The following is a 23,098-nucleotide window of genomic DNA, read 5'->3' as shown; positions in this document are numbered from 1 at the left end:
CGTGCCCAGCGGTACGCCGTCCAGCCAGGCCATCAACATGCCCTGGGTTCCGGAGGAGTAGGCGAGGCTGACGCTTTGCACTCCAGCGGCCGCGGTGTAAGAGCCCCGATACCAGACGTCGCCGTAGTGGAAGCCGTAGTCGTCGGCGAACAGCACGGGCTGTCCGGACGGCACCGGCGTGGTGCTGAACGAGGCGGTCTTGTTCGCGAGCGCCCAGGTCGAATCGTCGAAACCGGGAGCCGACTCGGGATTCTCCGGCGCATAGCGCCAGTGCGTGAGAGTGGGCAGAGTGACCTGCTCCGGGCCGGGCAGCTGTATGGCGGCCGACAGGCTTCCGGAGTCGGTGTGCCGGACGGCCACCGGTGCCCGGTTCCAGATCAGCCGGCTGATACCGCGTGGCGCCCACACTTCGAGGTCGCTGGCCGCCGTGGTGTCTCCGGTCAGTGCGGCGACTGGGCCTAGCACGAAAGCGTCGCGCAGCACGGCCGGTCCGCGCACGAGCACCGGTCCGGACGAGGTGTCGTGCTTCCAGAACGTCGCGGACGCCGCGTCGTCGGCGAGCAGGAGAAGCAGCGGCGCGGATCCGTCTGACGGCGTGATCAGGACTCTGATCAGGCCTGAGAGCTGGGCGTTGACTTGCAGGGCGCCCGCGGCGCTGTCGTAGGCGGAGGTGGCGGATCCGGCGAGTACGGACACCGTCGGTGCGGCTGCGTAGTCGAGGGAGAACTCGACCGGATCGGCGGTTCGTCCGGCGAGCAGGGCGATGTCCTGGCCGCCGACCGTGGCCGCATACATCGGCTGGACCGTGGTGTATCGCAGAGTTCGACGTCCGGCCGAGATGCCGGTGGCGACTACCTTCATGTCTTTGCCGGTAAGGCGGATGCCGCCGCCGGAGACCGGCACCGTGACCTGGCTGTCGCCGACCGAGACCGGCACCGTGCCCGACACCTCGGCGGAGGTGTCGTTGCGCAGGAAGTAGAAGTGCGCGCCGGTGCTCGGATTCTCCAGGTGGTAAGTCTTGATCGCGCTGTTGGAGGCGGTCACCGGCGTCGCTTCGTCCAGCTCGGCCAGGTCGGGCACCGATTCGAGCATCAGCCCGATCTGCTTCATCGGCACGAGCTTCGAGGTCTGATTGCGCGCCTCGTCGATCGCGGCGCCGTAGTCGTACGAGGTGTAGACGACCGGCGCCGGCAGCCAACCCCAGGAGGTGCCGCCGAAGGTCATGTACACGTTCTGCAACTTGATGCCGTTGGCCAGGTTCGTCAGATAGAACCGCCGCTCGTACACCGCGTCGCGCGACGCACGGGCGCCCGCGTAACCCTGGCCGGCGAACTCGGCGCCGCCCCACGGATCGAACCAGCCGCCGCCGAACTCCGCCTCGAACCCGGGAGTGTTCGGGCTCGCCGTCGAGCCTCCCTTCGCGCCGCCCGGCCCGAAGTAGCCCCAGTCCGGCAGGGTGCTGCTCGGCGAGGGGTAGCCGTCGAAGGCGTAGAGGTAGCGGCCGGATTCGCCGTTGGTGCTGAAACTGCCGGGTACCCAGTCGCCGTTGCGGCCCTTGTCGTTGTGGAACAGCGGGACCGTGATCCCGTCCGCGCGCACCTTTGCGTACAGATGCGCCATATACGCCGCACCGACGCCGTCGCCGAGGTGGGAGGAGTACTCGTTCTCCAGCTGATAGAGCAGTACCGTGCCGCCGCCATCTGTGTACTGATGCTTCGAAACGATCGCGTTGACGGCAGTCAGCCACTCGTCGGCGTGCCCGAGGTAGGTGCTGTCGTTCGTGCGCGCGGTTCCCGGCGTCGCGGTCAGCCACCCGGGGAAGCCGCCGGCATCCACCTCGGCATTGATATAGGGACCGGGGCGCACGGTGACGAAGATGCCGACCGCCGAAGCCATGGCGAGGAACTGGTCCAGATCCCGCACGCCGGTGAAGTCGTACGAACCCGGCGCGGGGCTGTGATAACTCCAGTTCACGTAGATGCTCACGGCGTTGTAGCCGTTGGCGCGCATCTTCTGCAGCACATCAGGCCACAGCGACGGGCTCGGCAGGCGGAAAGGGTGGAACTCGCCGGACCACAGGACCAGTCGGCGGCCGTCAACCATCAGCGAGTACTTGTCGAAGGTAACGCTGTGCGGCACGCGATGGCGCAGCGGCTCAGGCGCGGCGGCTGTGGCTGCGCGGGCCGTCGTGGCCGCTTGGGCGGCTTGCGCGGCCTGAGCCCGAGCGGTCAGCACGAGGGCGGTGGCCGCGCCCGCGGTTAGGGCGTTGAAGGTGCGCCGATCCAGGGTCATGCCGCGCTCCGAGGTCCGCGAACAGGGTCGCGGTTCATAGAAGCGGCATTTTGAACTGCGGTCAATAATGTCGGGTTCTTTGGTGATGCACGATCGGATGAGTTCGGCAAGGTTCAGGAGTCAACACAACTCGACGACTCGAAGCACTGCCGTCCAGCCAGACCCGGCCCGCCACACGTCGCCGCCGAGCGCCAGTCGCGGCGCTCGGCGGCGAGGCTGTCGAGCTGTGTGCTTGTGCTTACTCAGTGCCTATTCAGTGCCGTGCTCAATCAGTGGCCGAAGACGTGCGGCCGGTGGTGGCGCCGCGACGTGGTGGTCGCGGCCGTGTCCTCGGCGGCGACATCAGTGTTCGTCGTGTCGGCCTCGGTGGCGTACGCGGCGTCCCGCTCCTCAAGCCGGGCCGCCATCGCGTCGCGGTCCGCCATCGCCGCGCGGGCCTCCCGGCGCTCGGCGCGCCGCGCGACCCTGCGCCGACGGGCCATGGCCGCGCCGCCGAACATCAGGAACAGGCTGAAGCAGAAGATCAGCGCCAGCGCCAGGCCGGCGATGAAGATCTCCAGGCTGTTGAACGTGCCGAGGGTGTTGCCGAACATCGTCACGGTGTAGTCCGGGCCGCCGCCCGTGTTGTAAGCGATCAGCAGCCCCGTGAAGGCGCCGGTCGCGCATAGCAGCAGGAGTCCAAGTAGCAGCATTGCCCTCACCTCACATGAAACTGACTGATTGCGCATAACCGGACCACCGCAGTCGAAACAGGCCACGATGAGATTTCCCCGGCGCGATGGCTCTGATCAGCGGCTATATCGTCGGCGACGCTCCGGAACGAGCGGAAAGCCCGCTCACCACACGCGCGTGACCTGCGGTTTCGCGCTCAAGCCGACCGATCGCCGCTAGGCTCGGGATCATGACGACGCTCGTCCCCACTCCGCTCGGCGACGCCCGGCTGACCTGGTCTTCCTCGGTCGGCCAACGCCGTGCCACGCTCGTACTCGGCCACGGCGCCGGGGGCGGGATCGAGGCGGCGGACCTCCAGGCGCTGGCCGCCGGGCTGCCGGCGCACGGCGTCGAGGTGGTGCTGGTCGAACAGCCCTGGCGCGTCGCAGGGAAGCGGATCGCGCCCGCGCCGAAGACCCTCGACGTCGGCTGGCGCGCAGTCCTTGATCATCTCCGTAAAGGCCGCGGCGACGGAAGCGATGAACGCGGCGGCATTGGAGACACGTACAGCGACACGCCCCTGATTGTCGGCGGGCGCAGCGCCGGGGCCCGGGTCGCCTGCCGGACCGGCGCGTCGACCGGCGCCGCCGCGGTCCTCGCACTCGCCTTTCCGCTGCACCCGCCCGGCAAGCCGGAGAAGTCGCGCGCCGACGAACTGACCGCCACCGGTCTTCCAACCCTGATCGTCCAGGGCGCGGCCGACCCATTCGGCAACGCCGCCGAGTTCCCGCCGCTACCTGACACGCACCGCCTTGTCGGCCTGCCCGCAGGCAACCACGAGTTCGCCGTGCGCAAGGATCAGTCACCCGTGCTCGAGTCCCTCGTCGAGACCGTGACGGAATGGATCAGCACTCTGCTCTGAGCTCTGAATCGACGGATCAGGGCTGGAACAGAACCTTGACGGCGCCGTCCTGCTTCTTCTGGAACATCTCGTACGCGGCCGGCGCCTCGGTCAGCGGCACGTGGTGCGTCGCGAAGGTGTCCACGCCGAGCGGATCGTCGTCGGTCAGCAGCGGCAGGATCTGCTCGACCCAGCGCCACACGTTCGCCTGGCCCATGCGCAGCTGGATCTGCTTGTCGAACATGGTCAGCAGCGGCAGCGGGTCGGTCATGCCGCCGTACACCCCGGACAGCGAGACCGTGCCGCCGCGCCGCACCACGTCGATCGCCAGCAGCAGCGCGTCCAGCCGGTCGACGCCGACGTGCTGCATCATCGCCGCCGCGATCCGGCCCGGCAACAGCGCGGTGGCCTGGTGGGCGAGCTTGGCGATCGGTGCGCCGTGCGCCTCCATGCCGACCCCGTCGATGACGGCGTCGGGGCCGCGGCCCTCGGTCAGCTCGCGGATCACGTCCGGCAGGTCCTTGCCGTGCTCGGCCAGATCCAGCACGTGCGTGCCGCGAGCACCGGCGCGTTGAAGCCGCTCAGGCACCAGGTCGACCCCGATGACCTGCCCGGCGCCGCGGTACGCGGCGATGCGCGCGCACATGTCCCCGATCGGGCCGAGGCCGAGCACCACCACGCTGCCGCCCTGCGGAACCGCCGCGTATTCGACGGCCTGCCACGCGGTGGGCAGCACGTCGGAGAGGAAGACGAATCGGTCGTCCGGCGGCCCTTCCGGCACCTTGATCGGCAGCGCGTTGCCGAACGGCACGCGCAGCAGTTCCGCCTGACCGCCGGGAATCTGCCCGTAGAGCCTGGTGTAGCCGAACAGCGAGCCGCCGGTGCCGTACTCGCGCATCTGCGTGGTCTCGCACTGCGACTGCAGGCCTTGCGCGCACATGAAGCAGGTGCCGCAGGAGACGTTGAACGGGATGACGACCCGGTCGCCGGGCTTGACGCCGGTGACCTCCGCGCCGACCTCGCGCACGATGCCCATCGGCTCGTGCCCGAGGATGTCCCCGGCGGAGAGGAACGGACCGAGCACCTCGTAGAGGTGCAGGTCGGAGCCGCACAGTCCGCTCGATGTGATCTGCACGATCACGTCGGTCGGATCCTGGATCACCGGGTCGGGGACGGACTCGACGCGTACGTCGCGACGGCCGTGCCAGGTCAACGCCTTCATAGCTCCTCCTCGCCGCTGCGGGCCGGGGGCGCCGTTTCCGGGGTGCGCTGTCGGCCCGTGCCTGTCGGCGCGTGCCCCCGCGCCGCCTTCCGAAACGGAAGCGCGGAGAAGGAGGACGCCTCCCGCGGCCGGTAAGTGCGGTACCGGACGCGGGAGGCTGTGTTGGTGCCGGGACGACGGCCAATGAAGGCGAGGGTTCGCCGCCCCGGCCGGTTCAGGCGGGCCTAACGGCGCTCACTGCGTCCATTGCTGGTTGCTGCCGCCGTTGCAGGTCCACAGTTCGACCAGCGCGCCGTCGGCCGTCGACGCTCCGGTCACGTCGAGGCAGAGCCCTGACTGGACGCCGGTGATGGTGCCGTCCGAGTTGAACGTCCACTGCTGGTTCGCCTGGCCGTTGCAGGGCCAGATGATCACCTTCGTGCCCGCGGTGGTGCCCTGGCCGTTCGCGTCGAGGCAGTCCGTGGTGCCGTTGTTCGTCACGGTCACGGTGCCCGAGGAGGTGTGGGTCCAGTTCTGCGGGGCCAGGCCGTTGCAGGTGTAGATCTGCTGCTGGGTGCCGGCGGTCGTGGTGCCGTTCGGGTCGTCGAGGCACTTGCCCGCGCCGACCGCGTGGATCGGACCGGTGACGGTACCACCGCTGCCGCCGCCGACGCCGTATCCGGCCGCGACTATGTTCGCCTGCACCGAGTTCTCGGTGGCGTCCGAGGGGTAGCCGCTGGTCATGACGCCCTCGTAGAAGGTGCCTGCCGAGCCCTTGCTGTTGTCACCGCCGATGCCCAGGATGATCGCGCCTTCCTTGTGCATCGGGTTGTAGCCGGAGACGTTCGGCCGCGCGCCGCTGTAAAACGTGGACAGGCCGCCCGACTGCGCGTTGCCGCCGCGGATCGACCACAGGTTCGCGGTGCCCTTGATGATCGCGGTGGTGTAGCGGTAGTTGATCGTCGGGTCGTTGGCGTTGTAGCCGGCGTTAACGCCGGAGTAGAGGCCGTTCTCCATGTCGGCCATGATCCAGGGGCCGTTGCCGGTGCCGTAACCCCAGACCTTGATATTGCCGAAGTAGATGGCCTCCATGTGGCCGTTGCCGGTGTCGTTGTTGCTCGTCTCGGCGTTGCCGTAGTCGAAGCAGCAGCCACCGTTGTAGTGCGTGCCGTCGAAGATCGCGTATTCACCCTCGGGCTGGTCGCCGGTGGCGATCCCGCTGGTGCTGTCGTCGCGGTAACCGGTACCCGCGGCCACATACACGGCGTACACCTTGCTGCCGTTGAGCGTCGTGGGTGCGGCAGTGGCGTTGGCGAGGTTGTCCGGACCGCCGGCCGCGCCGCCCGCAGGGGCCTGCGTCAGGTTGTTGCCGCGCCCGGACTGGTCGTAGATGACCGTGATCAGACAGGTGGTGCCGGAGCAGAACGAGTCCTGCGCGGCGGCGTTGGCCACTCCGCCGGCCGAAACGGGGCCGATGTTCAGCGTGGCGTTGTCCGAGGAGCGGCGCACCTGGTACAGCGAGCCGCTGTAGGACCCGTACAACGCCCTGGTCGTGCTGTGCGCGGCGACGCAGGGCGTGCCACCTGCGGCGTAGATGTCGCACGGCCCCTGCGATGCGGCTTGGGCCGAGCCCGTCGTCAGCGCGGCGCCGATCATGCCGCCGGCTATGACCGCCACTGCGGCTCCCCACCGGACGAGCCTCGCGGGCCGCGCTGCCCGCAATCCGCGATTGGTCATGATGCGCTGCCGTTCATGTCGTCTCCCAGCTCTCCGTCGAGCGTGACTCACACATTGTTAGCGCTAACATCTCGGGCCGCTTCGCCGCCGCCGCATTGAAGGGCGACCCGAGGCGTTTCGGTATGCAGACGTTGCCTCACACCGGGGGTCGTGTCAAGGGTCCGCGAAGCTTCGAACGGCTTTCCGAAGCGGCATTTGCGGAAACTTTCCCGTCGCAGCCGACTGGTACGCGCGATCGGCGCTGCCGCGCTGAGCCACAGCGACGCAGCTCAGCTCGAGGGTGAGCGCGGAAAGTGTTCGTCCGGCTACACATCGTGTCAGATCATTCATTCCGGCGTCATTGCCGCCCCGCAACGTCCTCTGCACACTGCGCCTGTCGTCGTGCTCGAAGACCGCGTCGCGCAGCGCGGTCCCCGCCGAAGGTGCCCACGCACCGGATCCCATGCTCCGATCACCTGAGGCCGGTAACAGGCGACCAGTTCTGTTAGCGCTAACACAGGAGGCTTTCATGCTTTCGCTTCGGAGGCGCGCGACGGTGGCGGTCGTCGCGACCGCCGGGCTCGTCGCCGCCGGTGGCACCGAGGCCTCGGTGCAGGCGAACGTCGTGGCCACGGGCTACGGCCGCTGAGCCCAGGTGCCGCACCGCTGCTGACCAGCGGTGCGGCACCAGTCACTGCCAGAATGGAGCCATGGATGCCGATGCGCTCAAAGCCGCCTGCCTGGCGCTGACCGGTGCGGTCGAGACCTTCCCGTTCAACCCGCAGACCTCCGTGTTCAAGGTGGGCGGCAAGATCTTCGCGATCAGCGCCCTGGACTCGGACCCGCTGTCGGTGAGCCTGAAGTGCGAACCGGAGCTGGCCGAGCGGCTGCGCGAGCAGCACCCGGCGATCACGGCCGGCTACCACCTGAACAAGCGGCATTGGAACACCGTCCTGCTGGACGGCTCGGTGCCGGACTCGATGGCCCGCGACCTGATCGAGGACTCGTACGACCTGGTCGTTTCCTCACTGACCCGCGAACAGCGCCGCGCGCTGGGCCAGCCGTAGTCTCGCGCGGCGCGTCCTGCCGCGCCCACCTGCGGCGGTCTACGGTAGCGCCATGACCACGCCCGCGCCCGCTACGGCCGCCGACCGGCTGCTCGCGGTGCTGGCCGCCTTTGACCGGTCGGCTCCGGCGCTCACGCTCACCGAGATCAGCCGCCGGGCCGGCCTGACCCTGCCCACCGCGCACCGGCTGGTCGCCCTGCTCACGGCCTGGGGTGCGCTGGAGCGCGACACCTCGGGGGCGTACCACATCGGCCTGCGACTCTGGGAGGTCGGCGCGCTGGCCCCGCGCGGTCTGGCGCTGCGCGAGGCGGCGATGCCGTTCCTGGAGGACCTGTACGAGGCCACGCACGAGAACGTGCAGCTCGCGGTGCGCGACGGGATGGAAGTCGTGTATATCGAGCGAATCTCCGGCCGCTCCGCGGTGGGCGTGCTCGCGCGGGTCGGTGCGCACTGGCCGCTGCATGCCACGGGCGTCGGCCTGGTGCTGCTCGCGCACAGCGATCCCGCCGTCCAGGAGGAGTATCTGGCGGCGGAGCGGCTGGCCTCGTTTACCCCGTTCACGGTCACCGACCCGGCGACGCTGCGCCGGATGCTGGCGGAGGTGCGCCGGGCCGGCTTCGCGGTCAGCGACCGTCAGATCACTGATGACGCGCTCTCGGTCGCGGCCCCGGTGCGCGGATCGCGCGGTGAGGTGGTCGCGGCGGTGTCCGTCATCGTGCCCTGCGTCGGTGCCCGGCCGAACACGCTCGCGCCGGCCGTTCGCTTGGCCGGACTCGGTATTTCCCGCGTGCTCGGCTGGACTTCCGCCTGACGGAAGTCGCGTTGTGGCCGGGTGCCCGCCTTGCGACGCTGCGGTCATCCGGGCTCTTCGAGCTTCGTCATCCGCCGCTATCGGCCCTCGTACACCGGAGTACTCATGGCCACCGCCTTCGCACGCAACCAATGGTACGTCAGCGCCTACGCCGGCGAGGTCGGACGTGACCTGCTCGGCCGCACGATCCTGGGCGAGCCGATCGTCCTGTACCGCACTGAGGAGGACGGCAGCGTCGTCGCGCTCTCGGACCGCTGTGTGCACCGCCGCTTCCCGCTCTCCGCCAGCAGGCTCGACGGTGATCGGATCGTCTGCGGCTACCACGGCTTCACCTACGACACGTCCGGCACCTGCGTGTACGTCCCCGGTCAGCAGCGCATTCCGCGCACCGCCCGGGTGGCCTCGTATCCGGTGGCGGAGCTCGACTCGCTGGTGTGGGTGTGGATCGGAGATCCGGAGCGGGCCGACGAGAAGCTGATTCCGCGCGCCCCGCACCTCGCGGACCCGGACATGGTGACCGTGCGCGGTATGGAACCGATCGACTGCGACTACGGATTGCTCGTCGACAACCTGCTCGACCTCTCGCACGAGACGTATCTGCACGGCGGCTACATAGGCACCCCCGAGGTCGCCGAGACTCCGATCAGCACCGAGGTCGATGAGGCCGCGGGTGTGGTGCGGGTGTCGCGGCACATGATGGATGCGGCCTGCCCGCCGTTCTACGCCCGCTCGACCGGCATCGAGGGCCGCATCACCCGACTTCAGGACATCGAGTACTTCGCGCCGTGCCTGTACCTGCTGCACAGCCGGATCATGCCGGTCGGTCAGACCGAGCCGGTGTTCCGGACCGAGATCACCTACGCGATCACACCCGGCGCTCCGGGCAAGGTGTACGACTTCTGGGCGGTCTCCCGGGATTTCGCCCGCGAGGACGACGAGGTGACCAAGTTCCTGCACGACTTCAACCACACGGTGGTGATGCAGGACGTTGACGCGCTCAATCTCCTGCAGAAGGCGCTCGACAGCGAGCCGGCGGGTTACCAGGAGCTGAGCATCAACATCGACACCGGCGGACTGGCCGCGCGCCGCATCCTGGCCCGCCTCGCCTCCGCATGACCGGCCCGGCCCCGAGCGCCGAGCCTGCCGAGATGGTGACCGGGCTGATCAACCGGATCGACTGGGAACCGGGCTCCGATCTGCTGCGCGGCACCTGCCACTGCGGCGCGCGGCACACCTGCGACGACCCGGTCGAGATGTGGACCTGGCTGCTGTCCCATCCAGACGGACACCGACCCGAGGGATCAGATGGCTGAGAACGTGACCGTCGTCCCGGTCGTCGTCGCCGAACGCCGTGAGGAAGCCCAGGGCGTGGTCTCCCTGACGCTGCGGCACGCCGAGGGCGCGGACCTGCCCGCGTGGCAGCCGGGCGCGCACCTTGACCTGCTGCTCGCGGACGGGATGGAGCGGCAGTACTCGCTGTGCGGCGACCCGGCCGACCTTTCGGCCTGGCGGGTCGCCGTGCTGCGCGAGCCCGAGGGGCGCGGCGGATCAGCGTACGTACACGATTCGCTGCCGGTCGGGTCGGCCCTGCGAGTACGCGGCCCGCGCAACAACTTCCCGCTGCGCCCCGCGGCCCGCTATCTGTTCATCGCCGGCGGCATCGGCATCACCCCGATCCTGCCGATGCTGCGCGCGGCCGAAGCGGCAGGATCGCAGTGGTCGTTGTTGTACGGCGGGCGTCGGCGCGCGTCGATGGCGTTCGCCGAGGAGTTGAGCGCACGCTTCGGCGACCGGGTATTGCTGCGCCCGCAAGACGAGACCGGTCTGCTGGATCTGCCGGGCTATCTCGGCGCGCCGCAGCCGGAGACGGCCGTCTACTGCTGCGGTCCAGGCCCGCTCCTCGACGCAGTGTCAGACTACTGCGACCAAACCGGCTGGCCTGAACCGGCGATGGAGCGCTTCCAGCCCAAGGAGCAGGAGGCCGGCGTTGAGAACCGGCCATTCGAGCTCGTACTCTCCCGTTCCGGGCGAACCCTCACCGTGCCGCAGGACGCCTCGGTGCTGGAGACGGTGCGCGCCGCGGGCATCGAGGTGCTGTACTCCTGTACCGAGGGCACTTGCGGCACGTGCGAGACCGACGTGCTTGAGGGCGTGCCCGACCATCGTGACTCGCTGCTGACCGCGGACGAGCGCGCGGCAGGGGAGACCATGATGATCTGCGTCTCCCGCTGCCGCGGCGAACGGCTCGTCCTCGATCTCTGAGCTAGCCGAACGACGCCAGGCCGGCTAGCTCGCGGGCAGCAGGTCCAACTGTCGCTGTGCCCAGGCGTAAGCGTCGGCGACGTCAGCGGCGTTGGACTTCGTCACGCTGACGCTCACCTCGTAGTCGCCCTTCCAGGCCAGCACCCTGATGGTCTCTTTCTGCAGCGGGTCGCTGACGGTGACCGCCGTGGCCAGGCAGAACGAGTCGGGCACCTTCGAGTCGGTGCAGACGCGGTCGTGTTGGGCCGAGGCGTTGAGGCCGTACTCGAGCTGGACCGCCGCCTGCGCCTGCGTCGGGCTGCCGTACTTCAGCAGCGCCACGTCGGCGTTGGCCCCGTCTGGAGTGCTCCAGGCACGGTGCTCACCGCTCGTGAAACCGTCGGAGCCCAACCATGAGCCGACGTCGGTGCTGTTGTCCGGCTCGTACTGAGCGGCGTAGAACGCGGCCTCGAGATCGTGGCCGACCTGGTACGAAGACGCGGTCGTGTCGGCGGCCCCGGCGGGGAGGGGCAGCAGGCAGTCGCCGGACGCGGGGCAGGATCCCTGGCTCGGGGCGGGCAGCGCGGGAGCGGTGAGCGGGAACAGGCCCATCGGCTGAGTGCTCGCGCTGTTGCTGACGCGGTTCAGCTGCGTTTGGGCCCACCGGTCGGCCGTGGCGGAGTCGAACGAGCCGCTGAAGAACATCCAGCCGTGCACGATGACGTTGCCGATGTTCTCCTCGAAGTAGAAGTGGCTGAAGCCGTCCGAGTCCTGATTCGTGTACCAGGCCTGGGCCTGGGGCTCGCCGGGGATGGTGTGGCCGGTGCCGTGTTCGCCCTTGTCCCAGTTGGGTTCGCCGAAGTTGTCGCCGTTGAGCTGGCTGGCCCCGGCGGCGGTAACCGTCTGGATCAGGTAGACGTCCGCCTGCTTGTCGCCGCCGTCGGTGAGCCAGTCCTGGTGGGCGATCCCGGTGACCCCGTTCGTGGTGAAGTTGGACTGCACCTGCGACTGGCTTTCGGTCTTCCAGAACAGCTTGATGAACTGCTGCTGGCTGAGAGTCGAGCCACTGACCCAGTCCGAGCTGTTGGGCGAGGTCCAGTGCTCGGCGCCGCCGGGCAGCGGCATGAGACAGGAGACGAGCTGGCCGGTGCAGGCGACGCGCTGGGTGCCGGGTGCGGCGTCGGCGGGATCCGCGGCGGCGGGCGGCGCGGCTTGCAGCGAGGCCAGTTCCGTACCCGCCCAGTTCTGCAAGTCCTTGATGCCAAGGGTCTTCGGGCTCGAGTAGGCGACGTTGAGCACGATGTCGCCGACCACGGCCGAGTAGGCGGCCGACACGTTCCCCTGGGCGTCCGGTTTGGTCGCGGCGAAGGCCCTGCCGGACGAATCCCCGGGAATGCTGACCGCCGGGCCCCGATAGGCGGCCATGATCTCGCCGGCGCGGGTGGCGTGCCAGGACTGGGCGCCCTTCTGGCTGCCGAACTGAAGCAGCACCAGGTCGACGTTGTTGCCGTCGACCGCGTTCCAGTCCTGGTGCACCATCTTTTGCAGGCCGTCCGAGTCGAGCAGGGTCCTGGTGTCGGTGCTGACCCCTGAGGCGTCGGCGGTGATGTTGGAGCTGTAGAGGTCCGAGGTCACCGTGGTCGCCTGGTCCCACTGCGCGGCGTCGCTCAGCTGCACCGCGCCGTCGGGGGCCTTGATGAGGCAGCTGGCGAGATCAGAAGGCTGACAGTGCGCGACGGCGACGATCGAGTTGCCGGACCGGCCCGGCCACAGGGCGACGATGCCGACGACCACCAGGGCCAGCGCGGTCACCACCCCGGCCGAGATCAGCGCGATCCGCTTGCGCGGGTACTTCTTGGCCGGGGCGCCCGCGGGGCCCGGCAGAAGGAACGGCGCCGTCGCGAACTGGTCCGGCATCGGCAACGGCGCGGTTACCTGCTGGCTGGGCGGCGGGAACGGCGCGGTCACCTGCTGGCTGGGCGAGGGACTGGCCGTCGCCGTCGCCTGCTGGCCGAGTGCAGGACTGAACGGGGCGCCGGACTTCGCGAACTGCGGTGCGGTATCCGGCAGTGCCCAACCGGCTTGCGGTTCCACGGCCGGCTCGCTGATTTCCGGTTGGGCGACTGGCTTACTGATTTCCGGTTGCGCAGCCGTGGAATCTGCTTCCACCGTCGGCAATACCGGGCTGTCCTGCGGCTCCGGCTCCGCCGCCACAGCACTGTCCTCCGGCTCCGCCGCCACAGCACTGTCCTGCGGCCCCGGCGCAGCCTCCGGCTCCGGTTCCGCCACCACTGCACTGTCCTGCGGCCCCGGCGCAGCCTCCGGCTCCGACATACTCCGCTCCCCCCAAGGTCCGGGCCGTGCGGCGACACCGCCGCACATACGTCTGCGCATGGTATACACCGCCAAGGGCTTGATCCGCATCCGGGTTCCAGCGTCGTGGCGCGGCCGTGACACGTCATCGCCAGCCGCGCGCCAGTAGAGTGCTGGACCTGTCCGAAACTGCATCCACCGAGCGAATCCGGGTAACGCGTGGCCGTGCAGACGCCCGTGTCGAAGAGCCCTTCCGCCATCAGGGCTCTACTTCGGCGTGCCGCGGCCGCGGCTGAGTCCGCGCGCTCACTCATCGAGGACGATCGGCGCGCGCAGCAGGCGGTGCGTGACGCGTACGCCGCGCTGCACTCGGCCGCGGTGCGCGATCGGCTGCGTGGCGCGCCGGTGGACCGGCTCAAGGAGATCGTGCCCCGGCTGCCGGTGGCCAAGCTGGAGAAGGCCGGCTTCGGCAGCGTGCACGACGTCCTGAACGCCGGGCCGCAGCGGCTGGAGCAGATACCCGGGGTGGGTCCGCAGACCGCGGCGCAGGCGGTGGCCGCCGCGCGGCGGATCGCGGAGGCCGTCGAGCAGGACACGCGGATCTCCGCGGACGTGGACCCGGACGACGAGCAGGGCGCCGCCTTGCTGGCCGCCCTGCATCGCGTGCAGCAGGCGCAAGGCCCGATGGACCGGGCCCGCGATCCGGCCCGCCGGCTCGGCGACCACCTCGGCCGGCTCATCGACGCGGCTACCCCGCTGCGCGGCAGGCTGCGGCGGGCGCTGACCGGAGCGCGCCGCCGCGACGAGGCCCGTGAGGCCGTCGCCGCCCTGGAAGAACTGCTCGACGCCCCGGCGACCCAGCGCGACCTGAAGCGGATCGAGACCGCCGGCACACGGCTGCGCGCCAAACGGCCGCGCTCGTCCACCATCCGCCGCGACTTCGAGAAGCGCGCCGCCGAGTATTTCAGCACCCTGGCGCGGATCGTCGGGGTGCAGGAAGACGCCGAGGCGGCACGCGGGTTCATCCCCGAGGACCTGGCCGCCGAGATCGGCAAGCAGCAGCTCGACACCCGGCACCTGCGCGTCGAGCTGCGCGGCTACCAGCAGTTCGGGGCGCGCTTCGCGCTGGCCGGACGGCGGGTCATCATCGGCGACGAGATGGGCTGCGGCAAGACCGTGGAGGCCGTCGCGGCGCTGGCCCACCTGCGCGCCGAGGGGGAACGCCACTTCCTGGTGGTCTGCCCGGCCAGCGTCCTGATCAACTGGATGCGCGAGGTGCGCGGACACAGCTCCCTGCGGCCCTACCGGCTGCACGGCGCGGGCCGCGACGAGCAACTGCTGGCCTGGGCCGGATCCGGCGGCGTCGGCGTCACCACCTTCGAGAGCGTGCGCTCCATCACCCTGCCGCGGGTGCGGATCGCGATGCTCGTGGTCGACGAGGCACACTACGTCAAGAACCCGGACACGCAGCGCTCGAAGGCACTCGCCGCGTGGACCCGCCGGATCGAACGGGTGCTGTTCCTGACCGGCACACCGATGGAGAACCGGGTCGAGGAGTTCCGCAACCTGGTGGACTACCTGCAACCCGGGCTGGTCGACCCGGAGGCGGAGATCGATGCGATCGCCGGATCGAAGGCGTTCCGCCGCGCGGTGGCCCCGGCGTATCTGCGGCGCAACCAGGAGGACGTGCTCGCGGAGCTGCCCGAGCTGACCCGGGTCGACGAGTGGGAGGAGTTCGGCTCCGAGGACTTCGCCGCGTACCGCAAGGCGGTGGACGAGGGCAACTTCATGGCGATGCGCCGAGCCGCCTACGCGTCAGGGAACGTACACGGCTCGGCAAAGCTGCGTCGGCTGGTGGAGCTGGTGGACGAGGCCTGCGATTCGGGGCGCAAGATCGTGGTCTTCTCCTACTTCCGGGACGTGCTCGACACGGTGTGCACGGTGCTCGGGCCGCGCGCACTGGGCCCGCTGACCGGCTCGATGCCACCGCCGCGCCGCCAGGAGCTGGTCGACGAGTTCACCGCCACCCGCGGGCCCGCGGTGCTGGTCAGCCAGATCCAGGCCGGCGGCGTGGGCATCAACATGCAGGCGGCCTCGGTGGTCATCCTGTGCGAGCCGCAGGTCAAGCCGACGCTCGAAACGCAGGCGATCGCCCGCGCGCACCGCCTCGGCCAAGTGCACAAGGTACAGGTGCACCGGCTGCTGGTCGCCGACAGCGTGGACGAGCGGATGCTGGAGCTGCTGGGCAACAAGACAGAGCTCTTCGACGCCTACGCCCGCCGCAGCGAAACCGCCGAGTCCTCCCCCGACGCCCGGGACCTGACCGAGGCCGCGCTGGCCCGGAAGGTCGTGGACACGGAGCGGGAACGGCTCGGCATCGCGTCCTCGAATTAGCCGCACCGCTCCCGGATCCACGGCGGGTCCGGGAGCAGTGCGCTGTCGGGCGCGGCTAGGAAGCGGCCGGGATGTCATAGGAGACGGTGTCGTTCGTCGGGTCGGAGTCGAGGTTGCCGAAGAGGGTGAACAGCGTGGCAGGCTGCTGGTTCACTCCGACGGTCAGCGTGACCTGGCCGCCGGTGAATCCGGCCTCCGGCTGGATGGTCAGGTTGCCGGACGACGAGCCGGCCTGGCCGCCGGGAGCCGGTTTCCAGGCCCTACTGAACCGCGGCTCGCCTTTGCGGAGCCGGGACGCGCCTTTGCCTGCACGTGATAGTCGGACCCTGTCTTTCGACGCTAGAGTGCGCAACATCCGCCCCTGATTCAGCTGCGCTTCGGGCGCGCCGCTGCCGCACCGGCGGCACCGACGCATGGCGGTGTCTCACTCGGACCGAACGAAAGTCACTTCCCATGCGAATACCCACGTCCACGTCGCGCGGCGTCGCCGCCGCAGCCGCCGCCCTCGCCGCGATCGCGGTCGTCGCGTTGCCCGGCACCTCCTCCGCCAACGCGGCCCCGAACTACACACCCGATAGCCAGACGGCCGGGCACTTCGGCGTGAAGTCGCTGCACGCCGGCGTCCACGCGGCCGCCGCGCGCGCCACCTCGCAGTACACCCTGTCCCTGACGACGAGCGCGGCCCACGGCGCCGTCTCCCCCACCCCGAAGGTCTACCTGGTCTTCTGGGGCAAGCAGTGGTCCTCCGACAAGGCCGGGGTGGCCAAGGACCTGCAGGGCATGTTCAACGGCCTGTACGGCAGCAAGGACACCTGGGGCACCATCCTCGACCAGTACTGCGAAGGCCTGAGCGCGGGCACCACCAGCTGCGGCAGCGGCGGGACGCACGTCACCCATCCCTCCGCGTCCCCGCTGGCCGGCACCTGGTTCGACAACGCCGCGAATGAGCCCTCGAACGCCTCCGCCTCGCAGCTGGCCGGCGAGGCGAAGAAGGCGGCCGCGCACTTCGGCAACACCACCCAGACGCCGAACTACAACGCGCAGTACGTGATCGTCTCGGCCAGCGGCACCCACCCCGACGGCTTCCCGAACAGCGGCTTCTGCGCCTGGCACGACTACACCTCGTCCAGCTACGGCAACCTCGCCTACACCAACCTCCCCTACGTCCCGGACGAGGGCGCCGGAGCCTGCACCACGCTGACCGACGGACGGCTGCTCTCCGGCATCGAGTCCACCGAGACCCACGAGTACGCCGAGACCGTCACGGACTTCTGGCCGACCGCCGGCTGGAACAACAACGCCAACGGTGAGATCGGCGACGAGTGTGTGGATCAGGACGCTTACCTCACGCTGAGCACGGGCAAGTACGACGTTCAGGGCCTGTGGTCCAACGCAGCCAACAAGTGCGTGACCAGCGGCTGACGCGCTTTTCGGCACACGCACACTTCTCAGCACACTGAATGACCGGCGAGCGGACCGCTTGACAGCGGCGGACCGCTCGCCGGTTCGTCGTGGCGGATGGCTCGCGGCCCCGAACCGGCCGGTCAGCGCGGACTGGCCCCTCAGCCCGGACCGCCGGTCGACCCGATCTTGGCTCGAATGCGGATCGCGTCAGGGTGCTGCAAGTCGTCCATGATGGCCAGGGCTTCGTCCCAGGCCTGCCGCGCGGCGCGATGATCGCCGGCCGCTTCGTGGGCGTCGCCGAGGTGATCGAGCGTGTCGCCCACGAAGTACCGCGAACCGCTTTCGCGCAGGAGCGGCAATGCCTGCCGATAGGCGGTGATCGCATCAGCGTGCCGGCCGAGCCGGTGGTATGCGTATCCGAGGCTTTCCAGGGCATTGGCTTCGCTGTCGTGGTCGCCCAGTTCGCGGTCGAGGTTCAGGGCTTGGTGGCATACGGCCAGCGCCTGGTGGTAGTCGCCCCGCTGGACGTGCAGCCACCCGACCGCGTTGAGCGCCAAGGCCTCACCGGCGCGATGGCCGACGCGCTGGAACAGGCTCAGGGCGTCTTGGGCGCGCCCGATCGCGTCGTCGAAACGCTGCTCGCGCTCGAAGAGCCAAGCCAGGCCGCGTAGCGTATGGGCTTGACCGAGCTGGTCTCCGAGCTGCTCGAACAGCGCTAGAGCCTGCCGGAGATGAGTATCCGCGTCCTCATAGCGCGCCATCCGTGTGTAGACGCGGCCGAGCACGCGGTGCGTGTATGCCTCGCCTGCCGTGTCGCCGAGGTTGCGGGTGGCCTCCAGCGCGGCGTACTGGGTGTCGATCTGATCCTGCCAATGCCCTTGCCGATGCAGGAAGGTCGCCAGCGCCCAGGACAGTTGCCAGGCCCGATCGTAGAAGCCCTGCGCTGACGCGAGCGCGACGGCGGCGAGCAGCGCGGGACGTTCGGCCTCGTACCACTGCCAGGCCTGTCCGGGATCGGCGAAACGTTCGGGCGCGACGCCTGGCCGAGCGGGCGTGAGGGCGATCAGGTCCCGCTTCGGGTCGACCACGCGGTCAGCCGCGGCGGCGGTGTGGACATAGTGGTCGAGGACCCGGAGTGCCGCGTCGCGCCAGGCGTCCTCGGTTTCGTGCTCCGCGACCAGATTGTTGGCGTAAGCGCGCAGCAGGTCGTGCATGCCGTAGCGGCCACGGGTCGGCTCGGTCAGCAGATGCGCCGCGGTCAGTTCCTCCAGCGCGCCGCGCGCCTGGTCAAGCGGAAGCGCGGCGAGGCTGGCGGCCGCCGGAGCCGCGATATCAGGGCCCGGATGCACGCCGAGCAGCCGGAACAACCGCGCCGCCGGTGCGCTCAGAGTGCGGTAGGACCAGGAGAACACCGCGCGCACGTCGGCCCCGCCGGGCCCGGCCGACAGCAGGTCCAGGCGCCGTTGGGCGTCTCGCAGCTCGGCGGCCAGCGTGTCGAGCTCGTCGTCCGGCCGTACCGCGGCCCGCGCGGCGGCGAGGTTCAGCGCCAGCGGCAGGTGGCTGCACAGCTCGATCAGTTCGTCCGCGGCGGGTTGCTGCCGGGTGACGCGCCCGGCGCCGAGTCTGCGCGCGAGCAGCTCGCGGGCCTCGTCATCGGTGAGCAGGCGCAGCGTGAGCGGGATCGCGCCCTCCAGCGCGATCAGGTCCGGGAGCCGGTTGCGGCTGGTGATCAGCGCCATGCAGCCGGCCGCACCCGGAAGCAGCGGTCTGACTTGCTCGCCGTCCCTCGCGTTGTCCAGCACGACCAGGATCCGCTTGCCGACCAGCAGGCTGCGATAGAGGTCGAGCTGGGCTTCCGGGTCGGACGGGATGCGCGCGGCCGGAACCGCGAGCGCGTCGAGGAACCGGCGAACGGCGGACGCGGTCGTGACCGGTGCTCCGGAGGGGTCGAACCCGCGCAGGTTCACGTACAGCTGCCCGTCCGGGAACAGCGCGGCGTGTTGGTGTGCCCAGTGCACGGCCAGCGCGGTCTTCCCGACCCCGGCCATGCCGTCGATCGCCGCGATGACGACGGCGCGGCTCTGGTTGTCGCCGTGGCCGACCAAGCCGGTAAGAGCCTTGAGCTCATCGTTTCGCCCGATGAAATGCCGCACCGCGGCCGGCAGCTGCCTCGGCACGACGACCCCGGGCTGCCGCACGGAACCCTGCGCCGTGTCCGTACCCTGCGACGGCATGCCGACAAGCGCCGGATCGCCGGCGAGTATCCCGCGATGCAGGTCCCGCAGCCGTGCTCCCGGCTCGACGCCGAGTTCGCGCACCAGCACGCGGCGGGCGTCCCGATACGCCTCCAGCGCCTCGGCCTGCCGGCCGGTTCCGGCCAGCGCGAGCATCAGCTGAGCGTGCAGCCGTTCACGCAGCGGGTATTTCACGATCAGGGCACGCAGTTCCGGCACGAGCTGGTCGTGCGCGCCGAGCCGCAGATCCGCCTCGATGCGTCCCTCAAGGACGTCGAAGCGCAGCTGCTCGAAGTAGGGCGTGAACTCCTCGCGCAGGGACTGCGACGCGACGTCGAGCAGCGGCTGCGCCCGGCAGAGGTTCAACGCGCGCGTCGCGGTCGTGGCGGCCAGGCTCCAGGCCTGCGCGCGCAGCGCGGCGCCCGCCTCCCGGGAGAGGGCCGCGAACTGGAGCGCGTCCAGTTCGGCTTCGGCCACCTGGCAGAGGTAGCCCGGATCGCGGGTCAGGATGCGGGCGGCGACCTGGGGACCGACCACCCGGCGCAGCCGCATGACGTACGTGCGCAGCGTGCAGTCGGCGCCGTCCGGCGGAGCTCCGTCCCAGACGATCTCGGCCAGTTCCTCCGCGGACACGGTGTGGTTCGCCCGGACCAGCAGCGCCGCGAACAGCGCACGCTGCCGAGGCGCCGACACCTGGATCTGACGGCCCGCGTCGTCGATCACCAGCAGTGGCCCCAGAATCCCGAGCTTCACCGTGCCTCCCCGGCGCCGTGCCCTGCGCGGTGCCCGCGACCTGAGATCCGCGCATCACCGCCAGCCTAACCCCGCGGGTCGCGGCCAAGAGCGACCGAGGGCTGGGGGCCGGCTGTATTGCCTTTGCGGCCGTCGACCGACGACAACGCGGCCCGGCGACGGCCATCGGCACGAGAGCCCGGCCCCCAGTCCTCGATCGCTCTAACCTCAGAGTCCGCATTCGGCAGCCGGTTGATGACTCAGCCCACGACCTCGCGCAGCCGCGCCGCGAACTTGGCGGCGTCCTCCATGAATCCGCCGTGGCCGCCCGGGAACATCACCGGCTCGAGCTTCAGCGCGGCGGCCAGCGCCCGCGAGGCGCGGTCGCACAGCTGTCCGGCGGAGGTTTCGCCGATGCCGATGATCAGGTTGACCGGGGTCGCGCGCAGCACGTCCAGATCTGGTTGCCAGGTCACCGTGCCGCGCAGCTCGTGCAGGTAGAAGTAGCGCTCGCCGGCGGCTTCCTGCGGCGAGCGCTCCCGGCCGAAAGCCTGGAGGAACACCTCCTCGGGCATCACGAACCCCGCGTTCGCCATGAACTTGCGCACGGCGCCGAGGGTGTCGCCGGCGGCGAAGGTGGCGACCGTCTCCTCCTGCAGCGCGAGCTGCTGCTCGCGGTCGTCGAGCAGCTGGGCCAGCGGCGGCTCGTGCGCGACGACGGTCCGCAGCAGTTGCGGGTACGCCTCGACCAGCGCCAGCGCGGTGACGGCGCCGCCGGAGGAGCCGAGCACGGTCGCCGGCCCGGCGTCGACGCGCTGGATCAAGCGGGCCAGGTCGTCAGCGCGCAGCGGCACAGTCGAGTCGGACTCGGGGTCGTTGAGCACGCTGCCGTACTGGCCGCGCGGGTCCATGGTCAGCACGGTGTGGTCGGCGGCCAGCAGGTCGGCCAGCGGTGCGAACGGTGCCGTGTGCATCGGCGAGCCGACGATCGCCAGCAGCGGACCGCTGCCGCGCAGCTCGTAGTACAGGCTGCCGTCGGGGGTGGCCAGGGTGTCCGTGGTGACGTGCGCGGATGAGGTCATCGATTCCTCCCGGGGTCGGGCGCGAAGCTCCGTCACTCCATTCGACTCCTGCGGCCGCCGAAAATCATCGGTTCCGCGCCCATCGTCCGGGAGGGTTCCGCCGGGCGGGTCAGGCGAGGCGGGTGAAGCGCACCGAGACCGTCAGCGCGCTGTCCGGCGCGCCGTGGTAGATGCCCTTGTGCGGCAGCACGTCGCCGTAGTCGCGGCCGTGGCCGACCACGACGTGGCGCGGGCCCGGAACGGTGTGATTGGTAGCGTCGATGCCGCACCACGAGCCGGCCCAGTACTGCACCCAGGCGTGGCTCTGCCCCTCGACCGCGAGACCCGGTTCGGCGTCGGCGGTGGGGAACAGGTAGCCGGAGACGTACCGCGCCGGCAGTCCGATCGAGCGCAGCATCGCGATGGCGATGTGCGAGAAGTCCTGACAGACCCCTGACTTCTGCTCCCAGGACTCCTGCGCGTTGGTGTGCACCCCGGTGGCGCCCGGGACGTAGCTGACGGTGTCGTGCAGCCAGGCCGAGATCTCGTCCGCGGCCTCGTGCGGGTCGGCGCCGCGGATCCGGTCGCGCACTTCCTGCTCGAGCCGCCCGCTGATGGTGGTGCGGTCGGTGTGGGTGACGAACTCGGCCAGTTCGCCCATGGCGACGTGACGGGTCACCGCGGCCCAGTCGGACTTCAGGCGGGTGGCGGACGAGTTCGGCGCGGTCTTGGTCTCCACGGTGCTGGCCGCGCGGATCGTCAACGTGCTGTGCGGCTCCTGGAGATCGAATGCCGTCACGCGGGTGCCCCAGTAATCCGTGTACTGCCACATCGCCGCGCGCGGATGCAGCTCGACGTAGCTGTTCAGGGTGACCTGCCCGGGCGTGCTCAGCGGGGTCATCCGCAGCTCGTTGTAGGAGGCACGGGCCGCGCCGGCGTATTCCACGACCGTCTCGTGGACGATGGCCAGGCGCCAGGAGTCGGTTTCGGTGGGCACCGTCAGTCCTTTCCGTGCAGCCAGACGACCGGGGCGCTGTACTGGAAGTACTCGTCGGCGATCTGCTTGCTGGCCACCAGGCAAGCGTCCTGCAGGTCTTTGAGCACCGCCGGCAGCTGAGTCACGAGCGCGCCGGCGTCCAAGTACTCGAGCATGGTCCGCATCCGGCCGACCACCCGGCGCGCGGTCGGGGCGAGCACCTGGACTCGGGAGCGCGGGCCGGGGGAAGGCGGGGCGAGCTGGCCGAGGCAGTACTCTGCCGTGCTCAGCGAGTAGACGATCGAGCGCGGGAAGTTCTCCTCCAGCATGAGGAAGCGCGCCGCCGACTCCGGATCGCTGTCCCAGCCCTCGGTGCGGCGGTACGGCTCATCGGCCCCGGCGGCGCGCAGCAGCGTCGCCCACTCGGGGGCGTAGCGCGAAGCCAGAACCTTGACGGACAGCAGCCGCGCGGTCATGTCCACCCGCTCAAGGCTGCGGCCGAGGGTCAGGAACAGCCAGCCGTCGTCGCGGCTCATCGTGGAGTCGGCGAGTCCGGAGAAGAGCGCGGCGCGCTCGCGTACGTACCGCAGATACGCGTGCGGGCCGACCCGGCCGGCCGCCCTGCGTTGCGCCGGGAGCGCGTGATGCGTCGCGTTGAGGCATTCCCAGGTCTCGGTGCTGATGACCTCGCGCACGCCCCGGGCGTTGTCGTGCGCGCTGCGCCAGGCCCCGGCGACCGAGCTCGGGTTCGCCGCGTCGAAGCCGAGCAGGTCGAGCACGCTCTGCGCGTCGCAGGGCTCGGAATCGGCGGGCGGCGGCGTCACCCCGAGGATCGCGAACAGCGTCCGGCAGGCTGCTTCCTCGTCGGTGCCGGGCTCGTCCAGCAGGCGGTGCATGAACGCGTCGAGCACCCGCGCCGTGTCGTCGGCCCGCTCGACGTACCTGCCGAGCCAGAACAGCGACTCGGCGATGCGGCTGAGCATGGACCGCCTCCTTACTGCTGCTGTTGCTGGCTGGCGATGACGGCGGCGGCCGGGCCGCCCTCGCGTGGACCGGCGTCCGGCGACTGGATGATCCGGCGTACCCGCGGCATCGTGGGCGTCG

General features: G+C 70.1%; 17 protein-coding genes. 8 read left to right on the top strand and 9 right to left on the bottom strand.

Annotated features, from left to right (window positions below):
- The coding region (locus VFB40_RS26420; protein WP_324855356.1) for a beta-galactosidase at positions 1–2,292 on the bottom strand (2,292 nt) is incomplete at its 3' end.
- A 269-nt stretch (positions 2,293–2,561) separates the two neighbouring features.
- On the bottom strand, positions 2,562–2,984 hold the full coding sequence (locus VFB40_RS26415) for a hypothetical protein (protein ID WP_324855354.1): 423 nt from the start codon (positions 2,982–2,984) through the stop codon (positions 2,562–2,564).
- A 209-nt stretch (positions 2,985–3,193) separates the two neighbouring features.
- On the opposite strand from VFB40_RS26415, the gene VFB40_RS26410 reads away from it, so the two are divergent.
- Positions 3,194–3,865 carry an alpha/beta hydrolase family protein gene (locus VFB40_RS26410; protein ID WP_324855352.1) on the top strand — a complete coding sequence of 224 codons (672 nt, stop codon included), beginning with the start codon at positions 3,194–3,196 and terminating at the stop codon, positions 3,863–3,865.
- Positions 3,866–3,881: 16 nt separating this feature from the next.
- Here VFB40_RS26410 and VFB40_RS26405 read toward each other — a convergent pair whose 3' ends face one another.
- Both VFB40_RS26405 and VFB40_RS26400 read right to left on the bottom strand, forming a co-directional pair.
- Positions 3,882–5,066: a zinc-dependent alcohol dehydrogenase gene (locus tag VFB40_RS26405; protein WP_324855350.1), complete on the bottom strand. Its 1,185-nt coding sequence runs from the start codon at positions 5,064–5,066 to the stop codon at positions 3,882–3,884.
- Between the two features lie 234 nt (positions 5,067–5,300).
- Positions 5,301–6,701 carry an arabinofuranosidase catalytic domain-containing protein gene (locus VFB40_RS26400; protein ID WP_324855358.1) on the bottom strand — a complete coding sequence of 467 codons (1,401 nt, stop codon included), beginning with the start codon at positions 6,699–6,701 and terminating at the stop codon, positions 5,301–5,303.
- Positions 6,702–7,471: 770 nt separating this feature from the next.
- Here VFB40_RS26400 and VFB40_RS26395 point away from each other — a divergent pair.
- The 5 genes from VFB40_RS26395 to VFB40_RS26375 all read left to right on the top strand — a co-directional run bounded on the left by VFB40_RS26395 (position 7,472) and on the right by VFB40_RS26375 (position 10,901).
- Positions 7,472–7,828 (top strand): MmcQ/YjbR family DNA-binding protein, encoded by a 357-nt coding sequence (locus VFB40_RS26395; RefSeq protein WP_324855349.1) that lies wholly within the window; start codon positions 7,472–7,474, stop codon positions 7,826–7,828.
- Positions 7,829–7,880: 52 nt separating this feature from the next.
- Positions 7,881–8,639 (top strand): IclR family transcriptional regulator, encoded by a 759-nt coding sequence (locus VFB40_RS26390; RefSeq protein WP_324855347.1) that lies wholly within the window; start codon positions 7,881–7,883, stop codon positions 8,637–8,639.
- A gap of 105 nt (positions 8,640–8,744) precedes the next feature.
- On the top strand, positions 8,745–9,755 hold the full coding sequence (locus VFB40_RS26385; protein WP_324855345.1) for an aromatic ring-hydroxylating dioxygenase subunit alpha: 1,011 nt from the start codon (positions 8,745–8,747) through the stop codon (positions 9,753–9,755).
- Complete coding sequence (locus VFB40_RS26380; RefSeq protein WP_324855343.1) at positions 9,752–9,952, top strand: hypothetical protein; 201 nt, start codon at positions 9,752–9,754, stop codon at positions 9,950–9,952. Before VFB40_RS26385 ends, VFB40_RS26380 begins: the two co-directional genes overlap by 4 nt.
- A complete protein-coding gene (locus tag VFB40_RS26375) occupies positions 9,945–10,901 on the top strand; it encodes a PDR/VanB family oxidoreductase (protein WP_324855341.1) in 957 nt (318 codons plus the stop codon). Before VFB40_RS26380 ends, VFB40_RS26375 begins: the two co-directional genes overlap by 8 nt.
- 24 nt (positions 10,902–10,925) lie before the next feature.
- Here VFB40_RS26375 and VFB40_RS26370 read toward each other — a convergent pair whose 3' ends face one another.
- Entirely contained in the window at positions 10,926–12,974 is a 2,049-nt protein-coding gene (locus VFB40_RS26370) for a hypothetical protein (RefSeq protein ID WP_324855339.1), read from the bottom strand.
- A gap of 438 nt (positions 12,975–13,412) precedes the next feature.
- On the opposite strand from VFB40_RS26370, the gene VFB40_RS26365 reads away from it, so the two are divergent.
- Positions 13,413–15,587 (top strand): DEAD/DEAH box helicase, encoded by a 2,175-nt coding sequence (locus VFB40_RS26365; protein ID WP_324855337.1) that lies wholly within the window; start codon positions 13,413–13,415, stop codon positions 15,585–15,587.
- 453 nt (positions 15,588–16,040) lie between these two features.
- The gene (locus VFB40_RS26360) at positions 16,041–17,009 is read left to right on the top strand and encodes a hypothetical protein (RefSeq protein ID WP_324855335.1); all 969 of its coding nucleotides are present in this window, start codon (positions 16,041–16,043) and stop codon (positions 17,007–17,009) included.
- A 140-nt stretch (positions 17,010–17,149) separates the two neighbouring features.
- On the opposite strand, the gene VFB40_RS26355 is transcribed toward VFB40_RS26360, so the two are convergent.
- From VFB40_RS26355 to VFB40_RS26340, 4 genes are all read right to left on the bottom strand, one after another.
- Positions 17,150–19,978 carry an AfsR/SARP family transcriptional regulator gene (locus VFB40_RS26355; RefSeq protein ID WP_324855333.1) on the bottom strand — a complete coding sequence of 943 codons (2,829 nt, stop codon included), beginning with the start codon at positions 19,976–19,978 and terminating at the stop codon, positions 17,150–17,152.
- Between the two features lie 239 nt (positions 19,979–20,217).
- Positions 20,218–21,039, bottom strand: a complete 822-nt coding sequence (locus tag VFB40_RS26350; protein WP_324855331.1) for an alpha/beta fold hydrolase — start codon at positions 21,037–21,039, stop codon at positions 20,218–20,220.
- Positions 21,040–21,148: 109 nt separating this feature from the next.
- Positions 21,149–22,015 (bottom strand): transglutaminase family protein, encoded by an 867-nt coding sequence (locus VFB40_RS26345; protein WP_324855329.1) that lies wholly within the window; start codon positions 22,013–22,015, stop codon positions 21,149–21,151.
- A 2-nt stretch (positions 22,016–22,017) separates the two neighbouring features.
- Positions 22,018–22,977 (bottom strand): alpha-E domain-containing protein, encoded by a 960-nt coding sequence (locus tag VFB40_RS26340; protein ID WP_324855326.1) that lies wholly within the window; start codon positions 22,975–22,977, stop codon positions 22,018–22,020.
- Between the last annotated feature and the right edge of the window lie 121 nt (positions 22,978–23,098).

Source organism: Actinocrinis sp., assembly GCF_035650855.1.
Lineage (GTDB): Bacteria > Actinomycetota > Actinomycetes > Streptomycetales > Catenulisporaceae > Actinocrinis.
This window is presented reverse-complemented; position numbering and strand designations above follow the sequence as displayed.

Excerpts from the sequence above, each read along its gene's own strand:
- VFB40_RS26415 (WP_324855354.1), bottom strand. The coding sequence starts at position 2,984 with ATGCTGCTACTTGGACTCCTGCTGCTATGCGCGACCGGCGCCTTCACG.
- VFB40_RS26410 (WP_324855352.1), top strand. The coding sequence starts at position 3,194 with ATGACGACGCTCGTCCCCACTCCGCTCGGCGACGCCCGGCTGACCTGG.
- VFB40_RS26405 (WP_324855350.1), bottom strand. The coding sequence starts at position 5,066 with ATGAAGGCGTTGACCTGGCACGGCCGTCGCGACGTACGCGTCGAGTCC.
- VFB40_RS26400 (WP_324855358.1), bottom strand. The coding sequence starts at position 6,701 with ATGATCGGCGCCGCGCTGACGACGGGCTCGGCCCAAGCCGCATCGCAG.
- VFB40_RS26395 (WP_324855349.1), top strand. The coding sequence starts at position 7,472 with ATGGATGCCGATGCGCTCAAAGCCGCCTGCCTGGCGCTGACCGGTGCG.
- VFB40_RS26390 (WP_324855347.1), top strand. The coding sequence starts at position 7,881 with ATGACCACGCCCGCGCCCGCTACGGCCGCCGACCGGCTGCTCGCGGTG.
- VFB40_RS26385 (WP_324855345.1), top strand. The coding sequence starts at position 8,745 with ATGGCCACCGCCTTCGCACGCAACCAATGGTACGTCAGCGCCTACGCC.
- VFB40_RS26380 (WP_324855343.1), top strand. The coding sequence starts at position 9,752 with ATGACCGGCCCGGCCCCGAGCGCCGAGCCTGCCGAGATGGTGACCGGG.
- VFB40_RS26375 (WP_324855341.1), top strand. The coding sequence starts at position 9,945 with ATGGCTGAGAACGTGACCGTCGTCCCGGTCGTCGTCGCCGAACGCCGT.
- VFB40_RS26360 (WP_324855335.1), top strand. The coding sequence starts at position 16,041 with ATGCGAATACCCACGTCCACGTCGCGCGGCGTCGCCGCCGCAGCCGCC.
- VFB40_RS26350 (WP_324855331.1), bottom strand. The coding sequence starts at position 21,039 with ATGACCTCATCCGCGCACGTCACCACGGACACCCTGGCCACCCCCGAC.
- VFB40_RS26340 (WP_324855326.1), bottom strand. The coding sequence starts at position 22,977 with ATGCTCAGCCGCATCGCCGAGTCGCTGTTCTGGCTCGGCAGGTACGTC.